This window comes from Variovorax sp. Soil_C_26 (genome assembly GCF_057657075.1).
In genome coordinates, this window is sequence record NZ_JBDGJC010000001.1 from 895229 (window position 1) to 916044 (window position 20816).

Annotated in this window: 20 protein-coding genes; 10 read left to right on the forward strand and 10 right to left on the reverse strand. The window is 69.3% G+C overall.

Going from position 1 to position 20816, the window contains the following annotated elements; all coding sequences use genetic code 11:
- A complete protein-coding gene (locus AC3A6G_RS04290) occupies positions 1-552 on the reverse strand; it encodes a DUF3455 domain-containing protein (RefSeq protein WP_487858393.1) in 552 nt (183 codons plus the stop codon).
- Positions 553-745: 193 nt separating this feature from the next.
- Between AC3A6G_RS04290 and AC3A6G_RS04295 the strand changes: the two genes are divergently transcribed.
- The 3 genes from AC3A6G_RS04295 to AC3A6G_RS04305 all read left to right on the forward strand — a co-directional run bounded on the left by AC3A6G_RS04295 (position 746) and on the right by AC3A6G_RS04305 (position 2939).
- Positions 746-1321, forward strand: coding sequence for an RNA polymerase sigma factor (locus AC3A6G_RS04295; RefSeq protein ID WP_487858394.1), 576 nt, complete (start codon positions 746-748; stop codon positions 1319-1321).
- Positions 1322-1434: 113 nt separating this feature from the next.
- Positions 1435-2175 carry an anti-sigma factor gene (locus tag AC3A6G_RS04300; RefSeq protein ID WP_487858395.1) on the forward strand — a complete coding sequence of 247 codons (741 nt, stop codon included), beginning with the start codon at positions 1435-1437 and terminating at the stop codon, positions 2173-2175.
- 26 nt (positions 2176-2201) lie between these two features.
- On the forward strand, positions 2202-2939 hold the full coding sequence (locus AC3A6G_RS04305) for an SGNH/GDSL hydrolase family protein (protein WP_487873258.1): 738 nt from the start codon (positions 2202-2204) through the stop codon (positions 2937-2939).
- A 27-nt stretch (positions 2940-2966) separates the two neighbouring features.
- Here AC3A6G_RS04305 and opgC read toward each other — a convergent pair whose 3' ends face one another.
- Positions 2967-4109, reverse strand: a complete 1143-nt coding sequence (opgC, locus tag AC3A6G_RS04310; RefSeq protein ID WP_487858396.1) for an OpgC domain-containing protein — start codon at positions 4107-4109, stop codon at positions 2967-2969.
- 154 nt (positions 4110-4263) lie between these two features.
- Here opgC and AC3A6G_RS04315 point away from each other — a divergent pair, with 154 nt between their 5' ends.
- A complete protein-coding gene (locus AC3A6G_RS04315; protein ID WP_487873148.1) occupies positions 4264-4551 on the forward strand; it encodes a hypothetical protein in 288 nt (95 codons plus the stop codon).
- 33 nt (positions 4552-4584) lie between these two features.
- Here AC3A6G_RS04315 and AC3A6G_RS04320 read toward each other — a convergent pair whose 3' ends face one another.
- A complete protein-coding gene (locus AC3A6G_RS04320; RefSeq protein ID WP_487865869.1) occupies positions 4585-5526 on the reverse strand; it encodes a Fic family protein in 942 nt (313 codons plus the stop codon).
- Positions 5519-5737 (reverse strand): antitoxin VbhA family protein, encoded by a 219-nt coding sequence (locus AC3A6G_RS04325; protein WP_487858399.1) that lies wholly within the window; start codon positions 5735-5737, stop codon positions 5519-5521. The genes AC3A6G_RS04320 and AC3A6G_RS04325 overlap by 8 nt, the downstream gene beginning before the upstream one ends.
- A gap of 335 nt (positions 5738-6072) precedes the next feature.
- On the opposite strand from AC3A6G_RS04325, the gene AC3A6G_RS04330 reads away from it, so the two are divergent.
- Positions 6073-12090, forward strand: a complete 6018-nt coding sequence (locus AC3A6G_RS04330; RefSeq protein ID WP_487873149.1) for an alpha-2-macroglobulin family protein — start codon at positions 6073-6075, stop codon at positions 12088-12090.
- 7 nt (positions 12091-12097) lie between these two features.
- Here AC3A6G_RS04330 and AC3A6G_RS04335 read toward each other — a convergent pair whose 3' ends face one another.
- The 6 genes from AC3A6G_RS04335 to selD form a co-directional block, all read right to left on the reverse strand.
- Positions 12098-13462 carry a HipA domain-containing protein gene (locus tag AC3A6G_RS04335; protein WP_487873150.1) on the reverse strand — a complete coding sequence of 455 codons (1365 nt, stop codon included), beginning with the start codon at positions 13460-13462 and terminating at the stop codon, positions 12098-12100.
- Positions 13449-13736 carry a helix-turn-helix domain-containing protein gene (locus AC3A6G_RS04340; protein ID WP_487865866.1) on the reverse strand — a complete coding sequence of 96 codons (288 nt, stop codon included), beginning with the start codon at positions 13734-13736 and terminating at the stop codon, positions 13449-13451. The genes AC3A6G_RS04335 and AC3A6G_RS04340 overlap by 14 nt, the downstream gene beginning before the upstream one ends.
- Before the next feature lie 188 nt (positions 13737-13924).
- Complete coding sequence (locus AC3A6G_RS04345) at positions 13925-14173, reverse strand: DUF3297 family protein (protein ID WP_487858403.1); 249 nt, start codon at positions 14171-14173, stop codon at positions 13925-13927.
- Between the two features lie 84 nt (positions 14174-14257).
- Positions 14258-14707, reverse strand: a complete 450-nt coding sequence (locus AC3A6G_RS04350) for a ribonuclease HI family protein (protein WP_487858404.1) — start codon at positions 14705-14707, stop codon at positions 14258-14260.
- Between the two features lie 13 nt (positions 14708-14720).
- Positions 14721-15236: a DUF4124 domain-containing protein gene (locus AC3A6G_RS04355; protein WP_487873151.1), complete on the reverse strand. Its 516-nt coding sequence runs from the start codon at positions 15234-15236 to the stop codon at positions 14721-14723.
- Positions 15233-16309 carry a selenide, water dikinase SelD gene (gene selD / locus AC3A6G_RS04360; protein WP_487873152.1) on the reverse strand — a complete coding sequence of 359 codons (1077 nt, stop codon included), beginning with the start codon at positions 16307-16309 and terminating at the stop codon, positions 15233-15235. The genes AC3A6G_RS04355 and selD overlap by 4 nt, the downstream gene beginning before the upstream one ends.
- A gap of 98 nt (positions 16310-16407) precedes the next feature.
- On the opposite strand from selD, the gene AC3A6G_RS04365 reads away from it, so the two are divergent.
- The 5 genes from AC3A6G_RS04365 to mnmH are packed head-to-tail and all read left to right on the forward strand — an operon-like array spanning position 16408 to position 20793.
- Positions 16408-17265, forward strand: coding sequence for a putative selenate ABC transporter substrate-binding protein (locus tag AC3A6G_RS04365; RefSeq protein ID WP_487873153.1), 858 nt, complete (start codon positions 16408-16410; stop codon positions 17263-17265).
- Between the two features lie 34 nt (positions 17266-17299).
- Positions 17300-18130 carry a phosphonate ABC transporter ATP-binding protein gene (locus AC3A6G_RS04370; protein ID WP_487873154.1) on the forward strand — a complete coding sequence of 277 codons (831 nt, stop codon included), beginning with the start codon at positions 17300-17302 and terminating at the stop codon, positions 18128-18130.
- Positions 18127-18957: a PhnE/PtxC family ABC transporter permease gene (locus AC3A6G_RS04375; protein WP_487858409.1), complete on the forward strand. Its 831-nt coding sequence runs from the start codon at positions 18127-18129 to the stop codon at positions 18955-18957. The genes AC3A6G_RS04370 and AC3A6G_RS04375 overlap by 4 nt, the downstream gene beginning before the upstream one ends.
- A complete protein-coding gene (phnE, locus tag AC3A6G_RS04380) occupies positions 18954-19736 on the forward strand; it encodes a phosphonate ABC transporter, permease protein PhnE (protein WP_487865861.1) in 783 nt (260 codons plus the stop codon). Before AC3A6G_RS04375 ends, phnE begins: the two co-directional genes overlap by 4 nt.
- Complete coding sequence (gene mnmH / locus AC3A6G_RS04385) at positions 19729-20793, forward strand: tRNA 2-selenouridine(34) synthase MnmH (protein WP_487858411.1); 1065 nt, start codon at positions 19729-19731, stop codon at positions 20791-20793. Before phnE ends, mnmH begins: the two co-directional genes overlap by 8 nt.
- Positions 20794-20816 lie beyond the last annotated feature (23 nt).

Here is a 20816-nt window from a genome sequence, read left to right on the forward strand (position 1 = left end):
TCAGCCCGCGCGGTAGAAGATGTAGTCCGCCTGGTACTTGACGATCTGCTTCTGACCCATGTTCGACGCGCCGCAGGCCATGGCCGGCGCCACGCCGCCCCGGGTTGCCACGCGCTGGATGTAGCTCACGCCCTGCATCGCGCCCGCGCCCATGGCGGGGTTCGCCTTCACGAGCTGGTGCGGGATGTTGCCAGTGCCGTTGGGCGCCACCGCCACCTGGGTGGCCGTGAGCTTGGAGCCGTCCATGCTTTCCCAGGTGGCCGGTGGGCCGTAGTACTTGCCGACCTGCTTGCCGGCACGGTCCATCAGGCGGGCGTCGGGGCCGACGAACACCCATTCGTGCTGGCCGGGCATGTTGGCCTTGGCGCGGCATTCGTAGGTAATGTCGCCGGCGCCCACGGTCTCCATGAACACGGCGTGACCGGCCGGCACCTTCACCGCGTCGGGCAGGCTGGCTTGCGAATACATCATCGTGGGCTGGCTGGGGCCCATGCCGGAACAGGCGGCAAGGCCGGCGGCGGCAGCGAGGGCCGTCAGGGTGCGGAAGGTCATGGTCGGTTCCTTGTGTGGAGGTTTGGACAGGGTGATGAACGCCCGGAAGACCGAGCACGGGCGCGGCGCGCCGCGTGCGGTCTCGCTGCCTCTACGCAGGCCGCGGCCAACTGGATTCACATGGACAAGCTGAATCCGCGCGCGCCCCGCCGCCGTACCTGGGTGATGCACGCCCATGCCCCACAATCCGCGCATGACAGTACCCAGCCCAGACGCCGAGCTGATCGCATTGATCGACCGCATCGGCCGCCGCGACGAGGCCGCCCTGCGCGAGCTCTACGACCGTACCTCGCCGCGCCTCATGGGTCTGGCAATGCGCGTGGTGCGGCAGCGCGAATGGGCCGAGGACGTGCTGCAGGAATCGTTCATGACGGTCTGGCGCGCCGCTGCCGACTACCGCGGCACGCTGAGCCCGCCGCTCGCCTGGCTGGGCCTGATCGTGCGCAGCCGCTCGCTCGACCTGCTGCGCCGCCGCACTGCCGACCGCGCCCAGCTGACGCAGGAGTTCGACGAGCTGATGGCCGAGACGCTCGAATCCGATGCGCCGAACCCCGCCGACACCGCCGATGCGAGCGAACAGGCCTGGGCGCTGCACCAGTGCCTGAGCCAGCTCGAGGCCCGCCAGCGCGAGGTCGTGAGCCTGGCCTACCTGCGCGAGCTGAGCCATGGCGAGCTGGCCGAGCAGCTCAAGCTGCCGCTCGGCACGGTCAAGACCTGGATCCGCCGCGGGCTGGAAAAGCTGCGCATCTGCATGGCGCGCTTCGCGTAGCCGCCACGAAAGCAGCCCCGCCATGAAACTACCCCCACGCTCCCCCGCTTCTCGCGGTCCGCTGCCCCCCGAGGGGGCGCGTCAGTGCCTTCGGGCGGCCGGGCGCCACTGACATGAACCTCATCGCCCACCCCGAACTGCTCGACCTGCTGGCCGCGAGCCATGCGCTCGGCACCCTGCGCGGCGGCGCCCGCCGGCGCTTCGAGACCCTGGCGCGCGAACAGGCGCCAGTGCGCGCCGCGGCGCTCGTATGGCAAAGCCGGCTCGCGAGCATGACCGAGCTGCAGCGCCCGGTCGTGCCCGACGCCGCAGTCTGGACCCGCATCCGCAACATGATCGAGGCCGAGCAGGCGCAGCAGGCCCTTGCGCGGCAGCGCCAGGCGCCGCCGCCCGCACAGGGCGGATGGCTGCGCAGCCTTGCGCTCTGGCGTGGCGCTGCTGCGGCCGGCGCGCTCGCCACGGTGATGGCGGTGGTGGTCGGCGTGAACCTGCGCGAGCAGCTGCAGAATGCGCCGGCCATCCAGTACGTCGCCGTGCTGTCCGACGACAACGCCGCCGCTTCGATGCTCGTCACCTTCGACCCGAAGAAGCGGCAGCTCGTGCTGCAGCGCGTGGGCAGCTACGACGAGGGCGCCGACAAGTCGCTGCAGCTCTGGGCGCTGCCGCCCGGTGGCGCGCCGCGCTCGCTCGGCGTGCTCGACCATGCGCCGGCGCTGCGGCTGCCTGCGTCAGAATCCGATGTTCGCGTGCCCGCGCTCGCGATCAGCCTCGAGCCCAAAGGCGGCGTGCCGAGCGAGCGCGGCCCCACCGGCCCCGTGCTGTTCAAGGGCGCGCTGATCGAAAAGACGACCTGACCGACTCCCCTGCCCCCGTGTTTGCCATGCCCTCGATGATGAAATCCGCGCTGGCGGTCCTGGCGCTCGCCGCCGCCACCGTGTTCGCCGCCCAGGCCCAGACCGCGTCGGCCGCCTTCCCCTACGAAGCCGACGGTTCCACCACGGTTGAGAACGCCTCCGACTACCTGGCCGCCAAGGCCCGCTGGCACAACGAGCTCGCGGCCTTCGCGCGGGCCGACCAGCAGCGCTTTCCCACGCCCGGCGGCGTGGTGTTCGTGGGCAGCTCGACCGTGCGCATGTGGAAGAACCTGTCGCAGGACTTCAGCCAGCTGCCGCAGATCGTCAACCGCGGCTTCGGCGGTTCGACCCTGGCCGACTGCAGCCTGTTTGCGCGCGACCTGGTGGTTCGCTACCGCCCGCGCCAGGTGCTGGTGTATGCCGGCGACAACGACCTGGCCGAAGGCCGCACGCCGCTGCAGGTGCTCGAGAGCTTTGCGCACTTTGCCAACACGGTGCGCGCCGAGCTGCCCGACACACGCATCAGCTTCATTTCGGTCAAGCCGAGCCCTTCGCGCGAGCACCTGCTGCCGCAGGTGCGCGAGACCAACAACGTGATCGCGGCCTACCTGAACCGGCTGCCCAACAGCGAATACATCGACATCTACACGCCGATGATCGGCACCGACGGCCGCCCGCGGCCCGAGCTGTTCCTCGGCGACCGGCTGCACCTGACGGACGAGGGCTACCGGCTCTGGCGTTCGATCATCGCTGCGCACCTTTGAGTCGCGCCGTAGCGCCGCGCAAGGGGGTCAGGCCCGAGCGGGCTCTGTAGCCACCTCGTCGGCCGGCGGCGGCACGTCGGCGCCGCGCGAGACCCGCGCCACCGCGTACATGCCCCCGAACACCGCCAGCAGCAGCAGCCCGTCGCCCCACCAGGGCCGCGCGGTCTGGCTGTCGCCATAGAAGGCCAGCACCAGCAGCACCGCCACCAGGTGCGCGCAGAACACCGGCAGCGAGGCCGAGCCCATGGCCTCGAGCCAATGCAGGCGCGGAATCCGGCGCATGAGCCAGGGCCCGAATCGCACCGCCAGGACGCCGAGCGCCAGCAGGTTGACGAGCCGCAGCGGCCCGAGCTGCCATTTGTCGAACAGCAGGTTCAATTCGACGTCGCCGCCGAACGGCGCCTGGCCGTTGATGCCGTGGTGGCGCCACCAGAAGCCGTAGAGCGCGATCGCGAGCGCCGGCGCCCAGATCCAGGCCGGAAAATGCAGCGGCCGGGCATCGGGCATGTTGCGGCTGGCGCCCATGCACAGCCCCGCGAACCACAGGAACTGCCAGGCATAGCTGTTGAAGGCGCCCATCTCGTGGAACGGCACCGGCAGCCCCAGCCAGCGCACCGCCAGTTCGTAGATGCGCTCGCTGAGGCCGAACTGCGCCAGCGACCAGATCACGACGCTCACCACCATCACCGCGGTCCAGCCGTGGCGCATCGCGAACGCCAGCACCCAGGGGCTCAGCAGCATGAAGAAGATGTACATCGGCAGGATGTCGAGCAGCGCCGGCTCGTAGATCAGCAGCAGCCCGAAGACGAAGCCCTTGCCCGGCTCGGCGAGGTAGTACGACACCAGGTTCTTGACCGCGGGCTGGTCGATGTGCAGCCCCAGCGCGGTGATCACGGTGAACAGGAACAGCAGGATCGCCGCCTGGCACAGGTACACCTTGAGCACGCGGCGCCAGAAGGCCTGGCGCATCGGCTCGACGCCGCGCACGTGGCCGATCCGGCTGTAGACCAAGCCGGCGACGAAAGCCGACAGCAGCACGAAGCCCTCGGCCGCCGAGACGAAGCCGAAGGGCTGGCCCAGCGGATCGGTCACGCGCGTGGGCAGGTGCGTGACGGTCATCAGCACGAGCATCAGCCCGCGCAAGGCGTCTATTTCCCAGTAACGTTTCATCGGTCGGCGGCGAGGTCTCGGTGGCGGTCTGCGCGGCGCACGCACGACGTAGCCAATTGTATGAAGACATCATGCTCGCCCCTCGGCCGCCGGCATCGCCGGTGGTCAGCACCCTACTTCCAGGATCAATCAACTTCGCGCCCGCGGCCGCGAAATGCTTGACGTTGCGCGTCGCGATCGCAGCACCGTGCACCACGCCCGTTGCCGCGATAGGAGGATCGTGGTAATTGCGAACATGCGCCCACGGCAGCTGTGCCGCGCGGCGCGCAATCATGCGGTCGACCGAAAGAATGCGCCCATCGAAGGCGGGCGGAACCATCTCCTCGAGCCAGCGATTCAAGATGGCTGCTTGCCGCTCGCCGCCGCGAAGGGCCAGCAGGCTGATCCCCGCTGGATTTCCAGAACGGTGACCACGCTGATGTACATCGAGCCGGTCGATTGAGCAGCCATCCAGGCGCGAACAAGCCGGACAGGTCTATCTCTCGGGCGCCCCGCGGTCGACGCCCTTCTCGCTTTCCTGAACCTCTTTGATGGTCTGCGCGGGTCGCTCGCCGCGCTCAATGTTGATGGCCAAGATCTCGCGCGCATGCGCCACCACGGCGCTGCGCTGCTGGACGGTGATTCCGTCCGCTTCGGCCTTGCGCTCGATGGCGGCCAACTTGGCGAAACTGCCTGCCAAGGCAGGATTCTTTTTTTGTGCGTCCTCCTGCGATTCCTCGCGGAATGACTTGGCCGCGTCCAAGTCCTCGGCCCTATAGGCCGCTTCCTTGATGAGCTTTTCCAGCCCGTCGGACTTCCTGAACGGCGCTACGAACATTACATAGGCCCGAGTCTCGGCCGGATTGCTGGTCCTCAGTGCGCGATCTTGATCCAGGCCGGGAAAAGCACGCTGCATCACTTCCTTGTCGCGGGCGATGTAGAGCCGATCGCGGCTGGCCGCGTCGACGTCGGTGGTTCTCCAACTGAATTCGACGCCAGCTTCGCGGGCGATCTGCGCCGTGAAGGCGCGCAGCGTGCGGCTATTGCCCTCCTTGAACGGGTGCAGGTGGTCAAGGTCGCCGTACAGCTTGGCCATGTGGCTGGAAAACTGCTCTGCGTTCAGGCCCCGCAGCCTGTCAGGGCCGCCGAATTCGGCCAGCACTTTTTCGACACCGGCATCAACCTGGCTGCGCGGCGCATAGTGGACGGGATAGCGGCTGCGCGAAGCCTCAAGCGAACGCCCCTTGACCCAACCACCCGGGGCATCCGGGCGGTACTCACCCGGTGCATGGTGTGGCAGGTCTTGGAAGATGCGGCGGTGGATCTCTTTCAGGTGTGCCGCGTCGAATTTGCCTTCTACTGGCGTGCGATCAAGTTCCGCTATTCGCCCAAAAGTGAGCGCGCCTTCGTTCCGCTCTACCCGCTGACGATCATCCATGCAGCACAGCGGCCTTGATGGCTTCGATGTGCTGGTCGCCAGTCAATTCACCGTCGATGAATCGGCGGTTGATCTCCTCGATCTCGGGCGACAGGATGAAGCCCTCGTAGCGCACGCTGCCGCGTGCGTTGTCGATACTCGCCTGACGACGTGCGCGCTCTTGTGCGCTGATCTGCGAATGCAGTTTCTGCGGCTTCGTCAGTGCATTCATGGTCTTATCCAGTTCAGACGTACGTTGGTCACCTGATCGCTCTTCCGTTGTATATCACAGGGGTGCGAGACGTGCCGCCTCCGGCGCTCTACTTCGCGCGCATCTTGCTGCTGGCTGCGCAGGGGCTGCAGAACGAAGAATCGCCGATCAGCTCGACATCAAGCCCGTGCAGGTTGCTCGCTGTCGTGAGCGCTACCTGGAGGCGGGGCTTCAAGGCATCGACCGCAATCTGCGGCACGGCGCACCGCCTGAACGCAACACCGCACTCGCGTCCGGCACGGCCGGCCTGCCTCGCAAATCGGCTACGCTGCGCGCTGCTTCAGGTGGAGAAACAATTGAAAAGAATCATTCCAGCATGGCTCCTGGCCACCGCCGCCCTGTGGGCCGGTCCCGCCATCGCCCTCCAGATCACCAGCCTCACGCCCCAGGGCGAGGTGTCGCGGGTGCGCCAGGTGGTCGCCAAGTTCGACCAGGCCGCTGTCGATTTCGGCGACCCCAAGGCGCCGGCGCCGCTCGCGGTGAGCTGCACCGACGCGCAGGCCGGCAAGGGCACCGGCCGCTGGACCGATGCGAAGCAATGGGTCTACGACTTCGAGAACGACCTGCCGCCGGGCGTGCGCTGCACGGTGACGCGCATCGCGACCTTCAAGCCAGCCTCGGGCGGAGAGCTGACCGGCCCGGAGCGCTATCAATTCAATAGCGGCGGGCCGTTCGTGCGCAACGTCATGCCGGGCACCTATGGCCGCATCGACGAGCAGCAGATGTTCGTGCTCGAACTCAATGGCGCGGCCACCGTGGAGAGCGTGCGCCAGAACGTCTGGTGCGCGGCGGAAGACCTCGGCGAGCGCATTCCCGTGCGGCTGCTCGAGGGCGCACAGCGCACCGCCCTGCTCAAGGCCTTCGGCCGCGACAAGGCGGCCGAGAAGGAGCCGCTGCGTTTCGTGGCGCTGCAGTGCAACCGCACGCTCACGCCGGGCAGCAAGGTGCAGCTCGTGTACGGCAAGGGCGTGGCCACGCCGTCGGGTGTGGCCAACAACGTGGAGCGCCGGCTGGGCTTCCAGGTGCGCGAGCCGTTCGCGGTGTCGTTCAGCTGCGAGCGCGAGAACGCCCAGGCCGCCTGCCTGCCGCTGCGACCGATGCAGTTGCAGTTCAACGCGCCGGTCACGCGCAAGATGGCCGCGCAGATCCAGCTCAAGGGCGGCGCCAAGCCGGCGCCGGCCAAGCTCGGGGACGAGGGCGGTTCGCCGAGCGACGACGACGTGGTCAGCGCGGCGAGCTTCAGCGCGCCGTTCCCCGAGGACACCGCCTTCACGATCGAGCTGCCAGCCAAGTTCGAGGACGCCTCGGGCCGCGCACTCGCATCGCCCGGCAGCTTTCCGCTGAAGGTGTCGACCGGCGCAATGCCGCCGCTGGCCAAGTTCGCGGCCTCGCCGTTCGGCGTGGTCGAGCGGCTCGCCGAGCCCGACATGCCCGCGATGATGCCGGTGACGGTGCGGCGCGTGGAGCCCGCGCTCATGGTGCAGGCGCTCACGCCCGGCAAGGTGAGCGACATCAACCCGAAGACCGAAGCCGAGATCATTGCGTGGTTCCGCAAGGTGCGCCGCTACGACGACTACACCGTGAGCCGCGAGCAGGCACGCAAGGACGTCAAGGGCACGCTGCCGCCCGTCATCGAGCGCAACGAGCGCAGCCACGTGCAAACGCGCATGCTCTCGCTGCTGGCCGGCCAGTCGGGGGTGAAGACGCTCGACATGCCCAAGGCCGAGAGCGGCGACCCGCGCCCCTTCGAGGTCATCGGCATCCCGCTGACCCCGGGCTTCCACGTGCTCGAGATCGCCTCGCAGAAGCTCGGCGATTCGCTGCTCGACGAGCGCTACGGCGCCGGCCGCACGATGTACGTGCGCACCACTGCGCTGGCCACCAACCTGGCCGTGCACTTCAAGCTCGGCCGCGAGAATTCGATGGCCTGGGTCACCACGCTCGACAAGGGCAAGGTGGTGCCGAATGCCGAAGTGCGCGTGTCCGACTGCCGCGGTGTCGCGGTCGCCTCGGGCACCACCGATATCAACGGCATCGTGAAGCTCGCGGGCGTGTCGCCCGACGCGCCCAGCTGCAACAGCCCCGGCGACTACAACAGCGACGCCTGGTTCGTCAGCGCCCGCGCCAAGGACGACAAGGGCGTCGAGGACCTCGCCTTCACCTGGAGCGACTGGCAGCGCGGCATCGAGCCCTGGCGCTTCAACGTGCCCACGAGCCTGCAGGCCGAACCCGACCGCGTGGCCCACACCATCTTTGACCGCACCCTGCTGCGCGCCGGCGAGACGGTGTCGATGAAGCACCTGCTGCGCACGCAAACCAGCAAGGGCTTCGGTCTGCCTGAGAAAGATGCAGACCAGCCCGCCACGCTGGTCGTCACCCACACCGGCAGCGGCCAACGCTTCACGCAGCCGCTGGCCTGGCGCAAGACGCCGACCGGCGGCCTGAGCGCCGAGAACACCTTCGCGATCCCGCCCGCCGCCAAGCTCGGCGTCTACCAGGTCGCGCTGCAGGCCGGCGACGGCAAAGGCGATGGCAACGGCGAGAGCGACGGCGATGGCCGCAGCTTCTCGACCGGCCAGTTCCGCGTCGAGGAGTTCCGCCTCCCGGTGCTCGAAGGCCGCATCGCACCGGTCGAAAAGAAACCGCTCGTGAACGCGACCTCGGTGCCGGCCGAAGTGCAGATCAACTACGTGGCCGGCGGCGCGGCCGCCAACCTGCCGGTGCGTGTCTCGGCCATGGTGCGCGGCAAGAGCCTCGGCTTTGCCGACCACGAGGCCTTCAGCTTCCAGCCGCCGCGCGTGCAGCCTGAGGGGTCGCAGGCGGCCACCGGTGCCGACACCAGCGCATCGGGCGAGGAAGACCCGAACGCCGCCAGCGACACGCGCGTGATCGCCGACAAGCTGCCGCTCACGCTCAACAAGGACGGCGCCGGCCAGGTCACGATCGACAAGGTGCCCAAGGTACGGGCCGCGCGCGAGCTGCTGCTCGAAGCCACCTACGCCGACCCGAACGGCGAGGTGCAGACCCTGCGCAGCACGCAGACGCTGTGGCCCGCCTCGGTGATTGCGGGCATCAAGACCGAAGGCTGGGTCTCGACCGGCCAGAAGCTCAAGTATCAGGCGCTCGCGCTCGACCTCTCGGGCAAGCCCCAGGCCGGCGTGACGCTCAATGTGCGCGCGGTGGCGCGCACCACCACCACCAGCCGCAAGCGCATGGTGGGCGGCTTCTACACCTACGACAACAAGACCGACATCAAGGAGATCGGCACCGTCTGCAGCGGCAAGAGCGACGCGCGCGGCCTGCTCCTGTGCGAATCGGAGCTCAAGGAAACCGGCGAGGTCGAGCTGATCGCCAGCGCCACCGACAGCGACGGCCGCGATGCGCGCGCCGCCAGCTCGGTCTACGTGACCAAGCAGGGCGAACTCTGGTTCGGCGGCGAGGACAACGACCGCATCGACGTGCTGCCCGAGAAGAAGAGCTACCAGCCCGGCGAGACCGCCAAGTTCCAGGTACGCAGCCCGTTCCGCTTTGCCACCGCGCTGGTGTCGGTGGAGCGCGAAGGCATCATCGAGACCCACGTGGTCAAGCTCGACGGCAAGGACCCGACCGTGAGCCTGCAGGTCAAGCCCGAATGGGGGCCGAACGCCTACGTCAGCGTGCTCGCGCTGCGCGGCCGGCTGCACGAGGTGCCGTGGTACAGCTTCTTCACCTGGGGCTTCAAGGCACCGCGCGAGTGGTGGACCGCCTTCTGGTACGAAGGCAAGGAATACGTCGCGCCGACCGCGATGGTCGACCTCAGCAAGCCCGCCTACCGACTCGGCATGGCCGAGATCCGCGTCGGCGCGCGCGCGCACCAGATCGAGGTGACGGTGGCGAGCGACAAGCCGGCCTACCCGGTGCGCGGCAAGGCGCAGGTCACCATCACCGCCAAGCTTCCCGACGGCAAGCCCGCGGCCGGCGCCGAGGTGGCGCTCGCCGCGGTCGACCAGGCGCTGCTCGAGCTGATGCCCAACGACAGCTGGAACCTGCTCGATGCCATGCTGCAGCGGCGCAGCTGGGGCGTCGCCACGTCGACCGCGCAGATGGAGATCGTCGGCCGGCGGCATTACGGCCGCAAGGCGGTGCCCGCGGGCGGCGGCGGCGGCAAGGGCCAGACGCGCGAACTGCTCGACACCCTGCTGCTGTGGAACCCGAAGCTGGTGCTCGATGCCAACGGCCAGGCCGTGGTGACGGTGCCGCTCAACGATGCGCTCACCACCTTCAGGATCGTCGCGGTTGCCGATGCGGGCACCGGGCTTTTCGGCACCGGCCAGGCCAGCATCCAGGCCACGCAAGACCTGCAGATCATCAGCGGCCTGCCGCCGCTGGTGCGCGAGGACGACGAGTTCCGCGCTCAGGTCACGCTGCGCAACACCACGCAAAAGCCGATGAAGGTCGAGGCCACGCCACGCGCCACGTTGCTCACGCTGGCGCCGCAGACCGTCGACATCCCGGCCGGCGAAGCCCGCGAACTGGCATGGACCGTGACCGCGCCCGCACAGCTCGCCCAGACGCGAGCCGAGGCCATCCTGTGGGAGATCGAGGCCAAAGACACGCTCGGCGATGCGCGCGACGCGCTCAAGGTGCGCCAGCGCATCGTGCCCTCGGTGCCGCTCACGGTGCAGCAGGCCACGCTGGTGCAGCTCGACGGACCGTTCACCATCGACGTGGCACCGCCGGCCGACGCACTCGCGGGCCGCGGCGGGCTCAAGCTCGCACTGCAGCCGAAGCTCGCCGAGGGCCTGCCGGGCGTGCGCGACTGGTTCGCCAACTATGCCTTCACCTGCCTCGAGCAGAAGACCAGCAAGGCCGTCGGCCTGCGCGACGCGAAGATGTGGCAGGGCGTGCTGGCGCAGCTTCCGACCTATCTCGACAGCGACGGCCTCGCGAACTACTTTCCGCCGCGCGACGGCGAATCGAACCGCGGCAGCGACATCCTCACGTCGTACCTGCTGGCGGCCACGCACGAGGCCGCGGCGCTGAACCCCGCCTTCGCGCTCGCCGACGAACAGCGTGCGCCGATGCAGGCCGGCCTCATCGCCTTCGTCGAGGGCCGCATCCAGCGCGAGTTCTGGAGCCCGCGCAAGGACCTCGACGTGCGCAAGCTCGCAGCACTCGAGGCGCTGTCGCGCTACGGTGCGGCCAAGCCCAGCATGCTCGGCAGCATCACGATCGCGCCGAACCAATGGCCCACGAGCGCGGTGATCGACTGGCTCGACATCTTGAAGCGCATGCCCGATGCGCCGCAGCGCCAGCAGCGGCTCGACGAGGCCAACAACGTGCTCAAGGCGCGGCTGTCTTATCAAGGCACCAAGCTGGTCTTCAGCACCGAGCGCGACGACTACTGGTGGTGGCTCATGACCAACGGCGACGTCAACACCGCGCGCCTGCTGCTCAGCGTGATGGACGATCCGGCGTGGCGCGACGATATCGGCAAGCTCGCCAACGGCTTCATCGGCCGCCAGCAGAACGGCGCCTGGCACACCACCACCGCCAACCTCTGGGGCGGTCTCGCGCTCGAGAAGTTCTCGAAGCTGTTCGAGAGCACGCCGGTGGCCGGCATCACGGCCGCCACGCTCGGCAACGCGAAGGCCCAGGTCGACTGGGGCAAGGTGGAGCGCGTGAAGGCCAGCGACCCGACCGGCGCGCCGAACCAGACCACCTTCTTCGGCGCGCCCGCATCGCCCGGCAACCTGAAGAACAACACCATGTTCCTGCCGTGGGCGGCCTCGCCGTCCGGTGCGCCGGTGCGCGACACCCTGCTGGTCATGCAGCAGGGCAGCGGCAAGCCGTGGCTCACGATGCAGTCGATCGCGGCGGTGCAGCTCAAGGCGCCGTTCGCAGCGGGCTACGCGCTCAAGAAGACGATCACGCCGGTCGAGCAGGCCGTGGCGGGCAAGTACACGCGCGGCGACGTGCTGCGCGTGACGCTCGAAGTGAACGCCAGCGCCGACATGACCTGGGTCGTGGTGAGCGACCCGATCCCCGGCGGCGCCACCATCCTCGGCTCGGGCTTGGGCCGCGACTCGCAGATCGCCACGCAGGGCGAGCGCAAGTCGGGCGCCGGCTGGCCGGCTTTCGAGGAGCGCAGCTTCGAGGCCTTCCGCAGCTACTACGAGTACCTGCCCAAGGGCGTGGTCAAGGTCGAGTACACCGTGCGCCTCAACAACGTCGGTGACTTCGCGCTGCCGCCGAGCCGCGTCGAGGCGATGTACGCGCCCGAGATGTTCGGCGAGACGCCGAATGCGCGGGTGAAGGTGGAGGCGGTGAAGTAGCAGGTACCTAGAAGTGGCCGGCGGCGAAGACGGCCGCCGCCTTCGCGCGCTCCACCAGGGCTCGGCTGCGTTCCTGCACCATCTCGCAGATCGGCAGCAGGAAATCCCTTTCCTCGTCGGTGTAGCCCTGCGCGTCGAGCACCGATCCCGCATTCGACATCGCACGGGCAAGCCGCGCGGCCTCGCGCTGCAGGAGCGTCCTGCCGATGCCGCACTGATGCGCGAAGTACGCCAGATTGAAAGGCGTGAGTTCGTCCCAGCCGAACGCATCGCCCACGGCCATGGCATAGCTGTGGTCCAGGTGGGGATACCGTTCGACGCTGACGAGGTCGTACCAGGGCGATGGCTCGAGCAATTCGCCGTGCACGAAGAAGGAGAAGTTCTTTCCGTGGGCGTCGGCGTTGCCGATGACCGATTGGAAGAGCACCCAGCGCAGCATCTCCAGCTTCGCCCTCGCCGGCCGCCGCAGGAACTTCTCGATGCCGAAGAGCCTGCGCAGGCTCATGCCGCCGCGGTAGCTGGCCAGTTCGCCGGCATGGCCGAGATGGCGTTCGTACTTCGCATCCACCGACATGTCGCAGGCCTGGCACGCGTCGATCACGTGCAGCTTGCGAACTTCGTCGCGGCTTCCTTCTGCCGTGCGCCGGCGGTCGAAGCGTTCGACGACCAGGACCGGGGTGGGCAATCGCATGACCGAGACGTGCGCCACCGCATCCGTGTAGCTGGCGGCCAGGCGCATGCAGTAGTGCTCGTTGACCACCAGGTGGGGCGTGCGATCGGTGCGGGGCTGCGGCTTCAGGATGTAGGTCGATGCAAGCGGCGGTTCGGGCAGCCACATCGCCGCATCCGGGTCCAGTCCCGGATCGTGGACCGCGAAGACGACGAGCTTGTCCTGGTAGCCGGCGATGGACATGCGCAGCCTGCCGTCCCAGACCGCGAGATCACCTGGCTCCGCCTGGACGATCCGTTCATGGAGCTCCGCGCGCGGCAGCGCCCGGGCTTGCACGCGCGCGGGCGGCGCTTGATCGGGGGCATGAAACTCCAGCGCGCCCGTGGTCTCGCCGCCCATGCTGCGCAACAGCGCGAAAGCATTCCCCGGGGTGATGTGCAGCTGTTCGATGGCCGCGCGCAGCGGCGCCCCCTCGGGAAACAGGTTGACGATGAAGCGCCGGATGGCGTTCGAGTCGTAGCCGCCTTCGGGCGCTTGCCACGGCAGGGCCGGCGAAAGCTGGAAAAGCTTCTTCCGTCGCCAGGTCTCGTCGTAAGAGAAGCTCCATCGGTCCTCACGAGGCGTGAAGGTGAGTTCGCCCACCCGCTCTTCATTGCCATGGCTGACCAGCAGCCGAAGCACCGCGCCCTCAGCCGCGTTCATCGCGCAGCGCTTCGGGGTCTGGCACCATGCCGGCCAGCGCCTCCTTGGGGCCCACGAGCATGGCCAGGCCCAGGCCATCGAGCACGGCGAGCAGCTTGTCGAGCCGAACGGCGCCAACGCCGTTCTCCAGCCGCGACAGCGTGTCCACCGAGACGCCAACGAGGCCTGCAGCATCGTCGATGCGCAACCGCTGCCCCTTGCGCACGGCCTTCACGTACGGGCCAAGCGCTCCGGCTGCATCGACAAGCACCGCTTCTTCACGCGTTCCGGTCATTTGGTCTTCCAGTCATGCGGCGTGCGACGGATCAGCACGCCTGGTTTCTGAAAAACCGAAATTCTATGTTCCTGGCGATCTGAACGGTGAGAATTTCTGAAAATCCGAAATAATGGCATTCATTGCAATCAACGAGCAAATATTTCCGAAATTCCGAAACAACCCTCTCGGGACGCGATCGACGGCACTCAGCGGTAGAACGCCTCGACACGGCCCTTGAGCTTGATCAGCAGCGGCTTGCCCTTGCGGTCCACCGTCTTGCCCGCGGGCACCTTGATCCAGCCTTCGCTGATGCAGTATTCCTCCACGTCGCCACGCTCCTTGTCGTTGAAGCGGATGCCGATGTCGTGCTCGAACACGGCCGGCACATGGTGCGGGCTGCGCGGATCGGTGGAGAGGTGGTCGGGAAGGGGCGGCAGGGCGGCGGTATCGGTCATCGGTGAATGCGTCTTTCAAGTCGAGGGCCGCGGCAAACGAGTGCGCGGCGACGGACGCGCATGATAGGCCCTCGCCCACCGCGTCTAGCGCCGCCTGGCCTTCTTGCCTGCCTTGGGCGGCGGCTTGGGGCCGAACCCCAGCGAAGCGCGCGCCAGCGCATCGGCTTCGTGGTTGCGGTGTCTCGGCACCCACTGCAGGCTCGCTTCCTCGAACGAGGCGAGCAGTGCACGGGCCGCTTCGTAGAGCGCCGCCAGGCGCACGATCGGGCGCGCTGCGGCGCCGCCGAGTTGCTCCACGAGGATGCTGTTGTCGGTATAGGCCCGCACGGCGGTCGCGCCCAGCGCCTTCAGTTCGCCCAGCGCGAGCGTGAGCGCGCGCAGTTCGGCCTCGTTGTTGCAGCCGACCGCATGGCTCGCCTGCGACAGCGCATGGCGGGTGCCGTCGGGCGCGGTGATGACGGCGCCGGCGCCCATGCGGCCCGGGTTCGGCATGGCGCTGCCGTCGCAGTAGACGGTCCAGGCGGGCGTCGTCAACGCTGCGTGCTCTTCAGCAGTTGCCGCGCTGGATGCCTGCGAGATTTGCGCAGGGCCGCTTGCCCGGCGGCGGGCCCGGATCCACCGGCCGCGGCGGCCTCGGAGGACGCACGATCGGGCGCCCGCCGTCGTAGTACGGATCGGGCCCCCAGCCGTAGAGCGGCGGCTCGGGCGGCGGCGGCGGGGTGCGCTCGTCGGCGTAGCGCGGAATGATCGCCGGCCCCTGTGGTGCGGCAGCGGCCGGCGGGCTTGCCGGCGGTGGCGACGGTGCTTGTGGTGGCGCTGGCGGCGTGGCCGCCGGCCGGCGTGCTTCGCCGGCCGAACCGGGCGCAGGCACGACCGAGAGCGGCTCGCTGATCGGCACCTGACGCGACAGCTGGCTGCCGGGCGGGCACGGGCCATCGGTGTAGATGATGCGTCCGCCCGCATCGGTGCAGCGCACCACGTCGGCCGCCTGCGCCTGCAGGCCGAAGGCGGGCGCCGCGGCGACGGCCGCCATGAAGAGGAACAAGCGCCGCGTGCGCATCATGCAACGCGCAGGCCGGCGGGCCCCTGCGCCATGTGTCCGATGACCGCGGCCTGCGCGAAGCCTTCGTCGCGGAACACGCCGAGCACTGCGTCGACGGACTCTGGCGCGCAGCTCACGAGCAGCCCGCCCGAGGTCTGCGGATCGGTCAGCAGCGCCTGCGCGGTGGCGGGCAGGCCGGGCGCCAGTTCGACCCCGGCGCCATAGCCGTCCCAGTTGCGGCCCGAGGCGCCGGTCACGAAGCCTTCGGCCACCATCGCGGCCACGCCGTCGAGCAGCGGCACCTGCGCCCAGTCGATGACGGCGGTGAGCCCCGCGCCGCGCGCCAGTTCGAGCGTGTGGCCGGCCAGGCCGAAGCCGGTGACATCGGTCATTGCGTGCACGCCCGGCATCGGTGCCAGCGCCATGCCCGGCGTGTTGAGCCGGGTGGCGTTGTCGATGAGCTGGCGGTAGCCCGCGAGCGGCAGCTGCTCCTTCTTGAGCGCCGCCGACAGCACGCCCACACCGAGCGGCTTGCCGAGCACCAGCACGTCGCCCGCCCGGGCCGCGGCATTGCGCTTGACGTGTGCCGGATCGACCAGCCCCATCGCGACGAGGCCGTAGATCGGCTCGACCGAATCGATGGTGTGGCCGCCCGCGATCGGGATGCCCGCCGCGCGGCACACGTCCTGGCCGCCGCGCACGATCTCGCCGATCACCGCCAGCGGCAATTGGTCGACCGGCATGGCCACCAGCGCCAGCGCCATGATCGGCCGGCCGCCCATGGCGTAGACGTCGCTGATCGCGTTGGTCGCGGCGATGCGGCCGAACTCGTAGGGATCGTCGACGATGGGCATGAAGAAGTCGGTGGTCGCAATCAGCGCCTGGCGATCGTTGAGCCGGTAGACGGCCGCGTCGTCGGCGGTCTCGATGCCCACCATCAGCTCCTGCGGGATCAGCCCGGCGCCGCTGTTCTTCAGGATCTCGGAGAGCACGCCCGGCGCGATCTTGCAGCCGCAGCCGCCGCCGTGTGAGAAGCTCGTGAGCCGCAGCGGCGCAAGCGGATTGAGAGGGGACGTCGTCGGTGTGTCGGTCATGCCGCATTATCGAAGCGGCGCGCCCCGGGCGCCGCCTGCGGGTTTCTACAATCGAGGGCTCCGCGTTCTCCAGGCGCCCTGTTGCGTCCATTTCCCCCATGAAGCCCTTTCTTCGCATTGCCCTTGCGCTTTCGCTCACCGTTACCGCCCTCGGTGCCTCGGCCCAGGGCAAGGTGCTGCGCGTGTCCGCCATTCCAGACGAAGCGCCGACCGAACTGCAGCGCAAGTTCACGCCGCTCGGCGACTACCTGAAGAAGGAAACCGGGCTCGAGGTGCAGTTCACGCCCGTGACGGACTATGCCGCCGTGGTCGAGGGCCTCGCGACGAACAAGATCGACCTCGCCTGGCTCGGCGGCTTCACCTTCGTGCAGGCGCGCATCCGCACGCAGGGCGGCGCGGTTCCGATCGTGCAGCGCGCCGAGGACGAGGTGTTCACGAGCAAGTTCATCGTGCCGATCGACAGCACCGCCAAGACGCTGGCCGACCTGAAAGGCAAGACCTTCGCGTTCGGTGCGCCCTCTTCGACCTCGGGCAGCCTGATGCCGCGCTACTTCCTGATGCAGGCCGGCATCAACCCCGAGAAAGACTTCAAGACCGTCGCCTTCTCGGGCGCGCACGACGCCACCGTCGCCTTCGTGGCCGCCGCGCGCGCCGAGGCCGGCGTGCTCAACGCCTCGGTCTGGGACAAGCTGGTCGAGACGAAGAACCCGAACGCCGCCAAAGTGCGCGTGCTCGCCACCACCCCCACCTACTACGACTACAACTGGACCGTGCGCCCCGGGCTCGATCCCGCCCTCACCCAGAAGATCACCGACGCCTTCCTCAAGCTCGACCCCTCGAACCCGTCGCACAAGGAGATCATGGCGCTGCAGCGCGCGAGCAAGTTCGTGCCCACCAAGTCGTCGAACTACGACGGCATCGAGGCAGCGGGCAAGTCGGCGGGCCTGATCAAGTAAGCGGCAGCAGCCAACGCACGGAAGGCCGCTTCGCGTGAGCTTCTCGATAGACGCCGTCGGCATGGTGCATCCGAATGGCCAGCGCGCGCTGGCCGGGGTGTCGCTCGCCGCACGCGCCGGCGAGCGCATGGCCGTGATCGGCCCGTCGGGCGCCGGCAAGACCACGCTGCTGCGCGTGCTCGGCGCCGCGCTGCGCCCGACCGAAGGCAGCGTGCGGCTGCTCGACGCATCGCCCTGGCAGCTCGACGCCGCCGCGCTGCGCAAACTGCGCGCACGCATCGGCACCGTGCACCAGGCGCCGCCGATCGCGCCGCGGCTGCGCGTGGTCACGGCCGTGCTGTCGGGCCGGCTCGGCCAGTGGTCGACCGCGCGGGCGATCGCTTCGCTGCTGCGCCCTTCGGACATCGCGGGCGCGCATGCGGTGCTGTCGCGCCTCGCGCTCGAAGACCGGCTGTTCGAACGCTGCGATCGCCTCTCGGGCGGCCAGTTGCAGCGCGTGGGCGTGGCCCGCGTGCTCTACCAGCGGCCCGCGCTGTTGCTGGCCGACGAGCCGGTCTCCGCGCTCGACCCGACGCTGGCCGAGGCCACCGTGCATGAGCTGATCGCGCAGGCCGAGGCCACCGGCGCCACGCTGGTCGCGTCGCTGCATGCGGTGGACCTGGCGCTGCGCCGGTTTCCGCGCATCGTCGGCATGCGCGATGGCCGCGTGATGTTCGATCTGCCCGCGGGCGACGTCGACGCCGCCATGCTCGACGCGCTCTATGCGAGCGAAGGCGGGCTGCAGGCCGCGCGCGCCGCCGCGCAGGCGCCGCAGGCCGTGAATGCGCTGCGCGAGCCGGCCTTCGTGCCGCCGGACTGTCCGTGAGCGCAGCGTTTTTACCCACGCGCGATCCGCAGGCGCGCGCGCGCCTGGGCTGGACGCTGCTCGCGCTCGCCATCGCCTGGCCCATGCTGCAACTGGCCGAGTTCAATCCCTCCGCGCTGTTCGCGCCGGGCAACCTCTCGGTGGTCGGCGGCTTTCTCGCGGGCTTCCTGCCGCCCGAAACCGCGCCCTCTTTCCTGGTGCTGCTGGGCCGCGCCACGCTCGAGACCCTGGCCATGGCCACGGCCGGCACCGCATTGGCGTTCGTCATCGCCGTGCCGCTGGCCTTTGCGACCACGCGCGCGCTGTCGGTTTCGCGCATCGGCCCCGGGCCCGGCCGCAAGCTGGGCGCGGTGCTGCGGCAATCGGGCCGGCTGGTGCTGATGGTGCTGCGCGCCATTCCCGAGATCGTCTGGGCCCTGCTCTTCGTGCGCGCGCTCGGCCTCGGCCCGGGTGCGGGCGTGCTCGCGCTCGCCATCACCTACGGCGGCATGCTCGGCAAGGTCTACGCAGAGATCCTCGAATCGACCGACACGCGCCCCGCGCGCGCGCTGCTCGAAGGCGGCAGCGGGCGCATCGCGGCGCTGTGCTACGGCCTGCTGCCCAACACCGCGCAGGAGCTGGCGTCGTACACCGTGTACCGCTGGGAATGCGCGGTGCGCGCCTCGGTGGTGATGGGTTTCGTCGGTGCCGGCGGGCTCGGCCAGTTGATGGACCAGTCGATGAAGATGCTCAACGGCGGCGAAGCCAGCAGCATCCTGCTGGTGTTCCTGCTTCTCGTGCTGCTGGCCGATGCGCTGAGCCATGCGCTGCGGAGGCTGCTGGCATGAAGGCACCGGTGTGCGTGCGCTGCCGCGTGGCCGCGCTCTCGATCCTCGTGGCGGTGGCCGCGAGCTTCGTCTACCTCGGCGTCGACTACAGCGCGCTCGCGAGCGGCGAATCGCTGCGCTTCATGGGCCGCTTCGTGCGCGAGTTCTTTCCGCCCGACCTGTCGCGCGGCTTTCTCGCCAAGGTCGGCTGGGGCGCGCTGCAGACACTGGCCGTCTCGGCGCTCGGCACGGTGCTCGCGGCCGCGGCCGGTGCGGTGCTCGCGCTGGCGGCCGCGGGCCGTGCGGGCGCGGTGCTGCGCCACGCAACGCGCTTCGTGCTCAACCTGCTGCGCAGCGTGCCCGAACTCGTGTGGGCCGCGCTCATGGTGCTGGCCGCGGGCATCGGGCCGTTCGCGGGCGCGCTCGCGCTGGCGCTGCACACCGCGGGCGTGCTCGGCCGCCTGTTCGCCGAAAGCCTCGAGAACGCGCCGCGCGAGCCCGAACAGGCGCTCGCCCTCGGCGGCGCCGGCGCCGTGGCCGCCTTCGGCTACGGCAGCCTGCCGCTGGTGCTGCCGCAGTGGGTGGCCTATGCGCTGTATCGTTGGGAAATGAACATCCGGATGGCGGCCGTGCTCGGCTTCGTCGGCGGCGGCGGGCTCGGCCAGCTGCTCTATTTCCACCTGTCGATCTTTCAGCAGCAGCAGGCCATGACGGTATTGATCGCCATGTTCGCGCTGGTGGCGCTGGTCGATCTCGCGAGCGGCCGGTTGCGCGCTACCCTGGGACATGCCCATGCCTGACCATCCCAACCCCCGCCACCAGCCGACGCGCGTGGCCGACCTGCCGCGCTTCGACACCATCATCGACGCGCGCTCGCCCTCGGAGTTCGCGCTCGACCACATTCCCGGCGCCATCAATTGCCCGGTGCTCGACGACGAGGAGCGCCGCATCGTCGGCACCATCTACAAGCAGACCGGCGCCTTCGAGGCGCGGCGCGTGGGCGGCGCGATGGTGGCGGCCAACCTTGCGCGGCACCTGCGCGAACGCTTCGGCGAGCAGCCCCCCAGCTGGCGCCCGCTGGTGTATTGCTGGCGCGGCGGGCTGCGCAGCGGCTCGATGGTCACCTGGCTGCGCCTGGTCGGCTGGGACGCGCAGCAGCTCGCGGGCGGCTACAAGAGCTACCGCCACCACGTGCTCGCGCAGATCGAGGCCGCCGTGCCCCAACTGCAGCTGCAGGTGATCTGCGGCGCCACCGGAAGCGCCAAGACGCGCGTGCTGCAGGCGCTGGCCGCGCGCGGTGCGCAGGTGCTCGACCTGGAGCACCATGCGAGCCACAAGGGCTCGCTGCTCGGCGCGCTGCCCGGCGTGCCGCAACCTTCGCAGAAGCAGTTCGAGACGCGCATCGCCACCTGCTTCGAGACGCTCGACCTCGCGCGCACGGTGTACGTGGAAGGCGAGAGCGCGCGCATCGGCAGGCTGTCGGTGCCCATCCCGCTGGTCGCCCAGATGCGCGCGGCCGCCTGCATCGAGGTGCAGGCCGATGCCGCGGCGCGCCTGGACTACCTGCTGCGCGACTACGCCTACCTCGGCGACGACCGCGAGGCGCTCGCCGCCCAATTGGGCAAGCTCAAGGAAATGCAGGGCAAGGCCGTGGTCGAGCGCTGGCAGCAATGGGCGTTCGAAGGCGCGCTCGCGCCGCTGTTTGCCGAACTGATGGCGCTTCACTACGATCCGCACTACGAGCGCTCGCAGGCGCGGCACTTCGCGCAATGGCCGCAGCGCCGGCAGGTCGCGGCGCCCGATCTCACGGAGGCGGGCATCGAGGCGGTGGCCGACGCGATCCTTCGCCTCGGCTAGCGCCGCCGCCCCTTCAGGACTGG